Origin of the sequence: Blautia sp. DFI.9.10 (genome assembly GCF_024461705.1) — a bacterium.
GTDB classification, from domain to species: domain Bacteria; phylum Bacillota; class Clostridia; order Lachnospirales; family Lachnospiraceae; genus Blautia_A; species Blautia_A fusiformis.
The window spans coordinates 134,653-141,913 of record NZ_JANGAA010000007.1; the positions used below are offsets into that span (position 1 = coordinate 134,653).

At 44.3% G+C, this 7,261-nt stretch carries 6 protein-coding genes; 5 read left to right on the top strand and 1 reads right to left on the bottom strand.

What is annotated here, in order from left to right; all coding sequences use genetic code 11:
- The first annotated feature begins 50 nt into the window (after nt 1-50).
- Nucleotides 51-2,318, top strand: coding sequence for a glycogen/starch/alpha-glucan family phosphorylase (gene glgP / locus NE671_RS06490; protein ID WP_173740642.1), 2,268 nt, complete (start codon nt 51-53; stop codon nt 2,316-2,318).
- A gap of 204 nt (nt 2,319-2,522) precedes the next feature.
- Here the strand turns inward: glgP and nudC are convergent, their stop codons facing one another.
- Nucleotides 2,523-3,359: an NAD(+) diphosphatase gene (nudC, locus tag NE671_RS06495; RefSeq protein ID WP_022426711.1), complete on the bottom strand. Its 837-nt coding sequence runs from the start codon at nt 3,357-3,359 to the stop codon at nt 2,523-2,525.
- Nucleotides 3,360-3,586: 227 nt separating this feature from the next.
- On the opposite strand from nudC, the gene NE671_RS06500 reads away from it, so the two are divergent.
- The 4 genes from NE671_RS06500 (at nt 3,587) to NE671_RS06515 (ending at nt 7,079) form a co-directional block, all read left to right on the top strand.
- Entirely contained in the window at nt 3,587-4,312 is a 726-nt protein-coding gene (locus NE671_RS06500) for a TraX family protein (RefSeq protein ID WP_244095974.1), read from the top strand.
- A gap of 234 nt (nt 4,313-4,546) precedes the next feature.
- The gene (locus NE671_RS06505; protein ID WP_173740658.1) at nt 4,547-5,785 is read left to right on the top strand and encodes an ammonium transporter; all 1,239 of its coding nucleotides are present in this window, start codon (nt 4,547-4,549) and stop codon (nt 5,783-5,785) included.
- 47 nt (nt 5,786-5,832) lie between these two features.
- The gene (locus NE671_RS06510) at nt 5,833-6,192 is read left to right on the top strand and encodes a P-II family nitrogen regulator (protein WP_015527276.1); all 360 of its coding nucleotides are present in this window, start codon (nt 5,833-5,835) and stop codon (nt 6,190-6,192) included.
- 185 nt (nt 6,193-6,377) lie between these two features.
- A complete protein-coding gene (locus NE671_RS06515) occupies nt 6,378-7,079 on the top strand; it encodes a GTP pyrophosphokinase (RefSeq protein ID WP_015527275.1) in 702 nt (233 codons plus the stop codon).
- Nucleotides 7,080-7,261 lie beyond the last annotated feature (182 nt).

Sequence of the window (7,261 nt, forward strand, 5' to 3'; positions counted from 1 at the left end):
CCTTGTAAAAACATATTTCATCCCATCAAGATCCATGAAAGGAGATCAAAATGGAAACATTAAGCAAAGTATTTGAAGACAAATATAACAAAAATGTAAAAGATTGTACAAACGAGGAAATCTATCACGGACTTCTCTCCTGGACAAAGGAGCAGCTGAAGGGCCGCGGCTACCAGGAAGGAAAAAAGAAAATTTATTATATTTCCGCAGAGTTCCTTATCGGTAAGCTTCTTTCCAACAACCTGATCAATCTGGGCGTTTATGATGAAGTTGCGAAATATCTTAAAGAAAACGGAAAAGAGCTTTCCATGATCGAGGAGATCGAGCCGGAGCCATCTCTTGGAAACGGCGGACTTGGCCGTCTGGCAGCATGCTTCCTGGATTCCATTGCAACTCTGGGACTTCCGGGAGAAGGAATCGGACTTAATTATCACCTTGGACTTTTCAAACAGGAGTTTAAGGATCATCTTCAGTTTGAGACACCGAATCCTTGGATCCAGCCGGAGAGCTGGCTTACAGATGCAGGCGTTTCCTATTATGTCCCATTTAAGGGCTTTATGCTGAAATCCACACTGTATGATATTGATGTTGCAGGCTATGAGAACAAAGCGATCAAACTTCGCCTTTTTGATATTGATATTGCAGACGAGAGCATTGTGGGCGAGGGAATCTCCTTTGATAAGAAGGATCTGCTCCACAACCTGACACTGTTCCTTTATCCGGATGACAGCGATGATGCAGGAAGAAAGCTTCGTATCTATCAGCAGTACTTCATGGTAAGCAATGCGGCACAGCTGATCCTGGATGAGGCAACAGCAAAAGGCTGCAATCTTCATGACCTTGCCGATTACGCAGTGATCCAGATCAACGATACACATCCGAGTATGGTAATTCCGGAGCTTATCCGTCTCCTCACAGAGCGTGGAATCGAGTTCGAGGAGGCATGCGAGATCGTATCTCATGTATGCGCTTATACCAACCATACCATTCTTGCAGAGGCACTTGAGAAATGGCCGATTTCCTATCTTGAGGAGGTTGTTCCGCATCTGATGCCGATCATCCGCAAGCTGGACGAGCGTATCAAAGCAAAATATCCGCAGGAAAATCTTGCCATCATCGACAAGAACGACCTGGTACACATGGCACATATGGACATCCACTACGGATTTTCCATCAACGGTGTTGCATCCCTTCATACCGATATCCTGAAGGAGACAGAGCTTCATCAGTTCTATGAGATCTATCCGGAGAAATTCAATAACAAGACAAACGGAATTACCTTCCGCAGATGGCTCCTTCACTGCAACCATCCGCTGACAGAGTACATCACCTCCATGATCGGTGACGGCTTCCGCAAGGATTCCTTTGAGCTTGACAAGATGCTTGGCTTCAAGGGAAATCAGGACGTTCTTGCAAATATCCTTAAGATCAAGCAGGATGCAAAGAAGAGATGTGCGGAGTTTATCAAAGCCAACACAGGTGAAGAGATCAATACACACAGTGTTTATGATATCCAGATCAAACGTCTTCATGAGTACAAACGTCAGCAGCTGAATGCACTTTACATCATTGACCGTTACCTGAAGATCAAGGCAGGCGAGAAGCCGCAGCGCCCGGTAACCTTTATCTTCGGTGCAAAGGCAGCTCCTGCATACGTTATCGCAAAGGATATTATCCACCTTCTCCTCTGCTTACAGGAGCTTATCAACAATGATCCGGAGGTTTCCCCGTACATGAAAGTTGTTATGGTGGAAAACTACAACGTAAGTGCAGCAGAGAAGCTGATCCCTGCCTGCGATATCTCCGAGCAGATCTCTCTTGCTTCCAAGGAGGCCAGCGGAACAGGAAACATGAAGTTCATGCTCAACGGTGCTGTAACACTGGGAACCATGGATGGTGCAAATGTGGAGATCAGCCAGCTGGTAGGCAAGGATAATATCTATATCTTCGGAGAGTCCAGTGAGCAGGTTATCGAACACTATGAAAAGGCTGACTACTGCTCCAGAGATTTTTATGAGAAAGACGAGCGCATCCGTCGTGCAGTAGACTTTATCGTAGGAAACGAGCTTCTTTCTATTGGAAGTGAGGAGCATTTAAGAAGACTGCATCATGAGATCGTAAGCAAAGACTGGTTCATGACTCTTCTTGACTTCGAGGATTATGCGAAGGTGAAAGATCAGGCACTGCTCGATTATGAGGACAGAACCGCATGGGCAGAGAAAATGCTTGTAAATATCGGAAAAGCAGGATATTTCTCTTCAGACAGAACCATCGAAGAGTACAACAGAGATATCTGGCATCTGACACCGGAGAAATAAAACGGTTTTAGGCAGATTGCTCCGGCTCGGAAGAAAAATAGAAAAATAGAAAATAAAAACACCGGCATTCATCGGAATATGTACTGAGGCTGAGATGTCAGAGATGATTTGGCAGCTTGGACAGGACATGGTACAGATGAATGGCCGGTGTTTTTTGTGAAATTGGTTACGAAAAATTGTTTACGGAATCAGGCAAGCGATACTTCAGGCTTTTCCATGCTTAAATGCCATCATCATCTCCTTGGTAAGGCTGATATTATCTCCTTCATCCGGAATGTCTTCCCGGTTGAACCAGGAGGCCATGGAAAGCTCATCGTGGTCTACAGTCAGAGTGTCGTCGCCATCCAGATCACAGTAGAAGCCAAACAGAAGTGTTCCGGAGAAGGACCATGGCTGGCTCTTGTAGTAGCGGAGATTTTTGACCTTTACGCCGATCTCTTCCATAACTTCACGGTGGACAGTCTCCTCGATGGTCTCACCAATCTCGGCAAAACCTGCGATCATGGCGTAGCGGGTGTGATTTCGGCCCTCATATTTGGAGAGGATCAGCTTGTCGCCGTTGGTAACGCCTACGATCACAGCCGGAGAAAGCACCGGATATTCACCGTTTCCACAGGCAGGGCAGATCATCTTGCGCTCATGTTTATCATGTACCATCGGTTTGCCGCAGCAGCCGCAGAAACGGCGCTTGCTGTACCACTGAAAGAGCTGATATCCGGTGATTCCTGCGAAAGCCAGATACTGTGGCTCCGCTGTGCGGAGAACTCTTGTGATCTCAAACTGATAACCAGGAAGGAGACTGGTGTCAAGATCCGGGATCAGATAAAAATGCTCTTCGTCAATGGAGAAGAGATAGATATAATTCTCATATAGGTTTTCAACTTTTCCTTCCAGCTCTCCAAAGCTTGGAAGAGTCATAGTCTCGCCATCTTTTTTCATAAGGATCTTTCCTTCTTCATAGGCGAGGATGTGGCTTTCTTTATCCGGGGCCACAGGTTTGTACTCATTGTGATAGGTATGTGGTGCGATATCCTGGATCATGATCGATAATTCCTTTCCGAATTTATTGTTTTACAGTGTTTGCTGAGAAGTTTTGCCATATAAAATACAGCACGCTTTCTACAGTATAAGCTTACCTTAAGAAAAAGGCAACTCCAGCAATAACAAAAAAAGTTGTATGAGTCAGAAAATCAGTGTAAGATAAATGTATTATATTGTGCAGAAGATGTGAAAGATCTGAAAATTTTTCTGCACAGAAGGAGAAGATCATGCCAACAACAGAAAAGCCGGGACTGACCCGGGATGCCATTAAATATCTGGCAATTTTTACCATGCTTCTGAATCATATCGCCAACGTGCTTCTGCCGGAAAACACGATCCTGTGGGAAGTGTTTATAGACATTGGCTACTTCACAGCCATTACCATGTGCTATTTTCTTGTGGAAGGTTTTTACTATACACATTCCAAGAGAAAATACGGTGAAAGGCTTCTGATCTTTGCCGGAATCTCCCAGGTTCCCTATATGATAGCCTTTGGGAATTCACAGCTGAATATGATCTTTACTCTGTTTATCTGTTTTATGATCCTGGTTGTTCAGGAAAGGATGATGGCAAGTAAATGGAGAATTCCACTTCTGATCCTGCTCCTTTTACTATCCGTTTATTCGGACTGGGCGATCCTGGCACCGGTTTTTACCATCTGGTTCCATGAGAGCTGGGGGAACAGGAAGAGGATGATAACAGCGTACGGAGTCGGTGCTGCTCTTTTTGTGCTGTTTAACTACAGCTCCTACGTGGAAAAAATGGCAGCCGGACCGGCAATGCTCCATGCTCTGTTTTCGGCAGCAGGGATCGTGGCATCAGGAATCATCATCCTGTGCTTCTATAATGGCAAAAAATCCGAAAAAGCACCGAAGTTTTCCAAGTGGTTTTTCTATATCTTTTATCCGGCACATCTGCTGATCCTGAGCATAGTCCGTGTTATAGTACAGTAAGAGATAAAATAAAATCTCTCCAATATTTATAACCGGATAGATTGCCGAAAATAAATTTCATATCCACATAAAACATAGTAATTCTGTAAGAAAACAGAAAAATAGCGAAAAAACTCTTGAAAACCCACAAATTATCTGCTATGCTAACTGACATGACAAAGGCGTCTGGAAATAGAGTTTCCAGGCGCTTTTTGCGTTGCAGAATAATTGAGGGAATCGAGGAGGAAATGAATGATGAATGCAGGAGATACCGGCTTTATGATGATCTGTACAGCCTTTGTGTTCTTTATGACACCTGGGCTTGCGTTTTTCTACGGAGGACTGGTCCGCAGGAAAAATGTGGTAAATACCATGATGGCCTGTGGGGCGATCATGGGACTGTCCGTAGTTATGTGGACATTGTTTGGATATTCGCTGGCATTTGGAGGAAATCATGGCGGGATCATCGGAGATTTTCGCTGGTTTGCGCTGAATGGCGTAGGCTGGGAGCCGGGACCTTATGCGGATACGATCCCACATCTGGTATTTGTGGCGTTCCAGATGATGTTTGCCATGATCACACCGGCACTGATCACCGGTGCCGTGGTTGGAAGGATGCGTTTTAAGGCGCTGTTTTTCTTTATTGCGATCTGGTCTTTGATCGTGTATTATCCAATGGCACATATGGTCTGGGGAGACGGTGGATTTCTGGCAGCCATTGGCTCTGTGGACTTTGCAGGAGGAAATGTGGTACATATCAGTTCTGGTGTCAGTGCACTGGTTCTTGCCATTTATCTTGGACAGAGACGAGGCTATGCAAAAGCAACCTATCGTACGCACAATATCCCGTTTGTATTTCTCGGGGCAGCCATGCTGTGGTTCGGATGGTTCGGCTTTAATGCAGGAAGTGCGCTGAAGGCAGACGGCCTTGCGGCACATGCCTTTATGACCAGTAGCATTTCTTCTGCCTGCGCACTGCTGACCTGGATGCTGATCGAGGTGATCCGCGAGGGAAAACCGACACTGGTTGGTGCATCCACAGGTCTTGTTATCGGACTGGTAGCCATTACACCGGGAGCTGGTTTCGTACCGGTATGGGCATCCTTTATCATTGGGATCCTGGTAAGCCCGATCTGTTACTTTACTGTGATCCTTCTGAAACAGAAGCTGAAGATCGACGATGCCCTGGATGCTTTTGGTTGCCATGGTATCGGTGGTATCTGGGGAGGAATCGCAACAGGTCTCTTCGGAAAAACTTCCATTAACTCTGTTGCAAAATGGGACGGCCTTGTGTTTGGAGATCATCGTCTGTTCCTGGCGCAGGTATTGAGTATTGTGATCACCATTGCAGTTGCCATTGTGGGAACGCTGATCTGTATCGGGCTCGTGCGGATCTTTACACCGCTTCGTGTAGATCCGAAGGAAGAGATGGTCGGTCTGGATGCATCCCAGCATGGAGAGAATGCATATCCGTCATTTAATGGATTTGACTGATAAAAGAATTTGTTCGGCAATGATCGTGTGAAAATGGAGGAAATCGTATGCTTATAAAGATAGAAGCAATCGTAAGAGAAGAAAAAATGGAAGATGTAAAAGCAGCGTTAAATGAGATCCAGGTTAACGGTTTTACAGTAACCCAGATCATGGGATGCGGAACACAGCGTGGTTACACAGAGTATGTCCGTGGTTCCAAGATCGATGTATTTCTGAAACCGAAGATCAAGTTTGAAATCGTGGTATCATCGGAAGATTGGGAGATCAAAGTTATTGATGCTGTGCAGAAAGCAGCGTTTACCGGTGATCCAGGCGATGGAAAGATATTTAGCTATGAGATCCGTAACGCTGTTCGTATCCGTACAGGTGAGACCGGATACGATGCGCTGCAGTCGGAGTTCCTGTAAAATAATAAAGATATAAAAAAGATCCTTCTGGAAAAACTGAGATATTCAGATTTTCAGAAGGATTTTTTGCAGATAATTAACAATAGTCTTACTTTGATTTGATGCAAATTTCTGCAGTTACATATAAGATAGAAAGGTACACAATAGATCAGTTAGAAAGTAAAATTAAAACATACGGAAAAACTATGTCAAAAAAGAAATCAAAGAAGATCAGAAAAGAGCAGGCTCAGGAGTTGAGTTCAGCAGAACCGGAACATCTTAAACTGGCGGCAGAAAAAACAGCAGCCATTGCAAGTTACATCAAGGATCCGGACTATCGTCTCCGCTGCAAGGCGGCTATAGATATTCTCATGGCGAAGCTTAAAATGATTAACGCAGAACTTTCCGGACAGAAAAAGCGTACTGTGATCAGTCAGATCACCAACCGGATAAAAAGTGCTGAAAGTATTTACGCTAAACTTCTGAAAAAAGGACTGGAACCGGATTTTGAGACTGCCAGAAAAAATCTGAAAGATCTCATCGGCATCCGTGTAGTCTGTCCGTTTGAGGATGAGCTTTACCAGGTTGCAGAATCCCTGGAAATGCAGAAGGATATCGAGATCGTCCGGATAAAGGATTACATTAAAAATCCAAAGAAAAACGGCTACAAAAGTCTTCATCTGATCGTGAAAGTACCTATCTACTCTGCGGAAGGTGAACAGAAAGAACTGGTGGAAATACAGCTTCGGACCATTGCGATGGATTACTGGTCTGTGTTAGAATATGAATTGTATTATAAAAAAAGAGACAATGCGGAAATTGAAACAGAATTAAAAAAATATGCAGAAGAAATTGCTAATCTGGATCACAGAATGCTGGGATTACGAAATAAAATCGAAAAAATCTGAGCAATCAGCGAATGCGAGATCAGAATGCCTGTTTTATGACAAACCTGTAAAATTACTGCATCAGAAAAGGAGAATATCCCGGTGCTGGAGAAATAAAAGATATTTACACATGAAATTATAAATTAGGATTGAACAAAATCGCTGCGCGATGGCCTACCAAGGCTATGGCATAGCGATTTTCT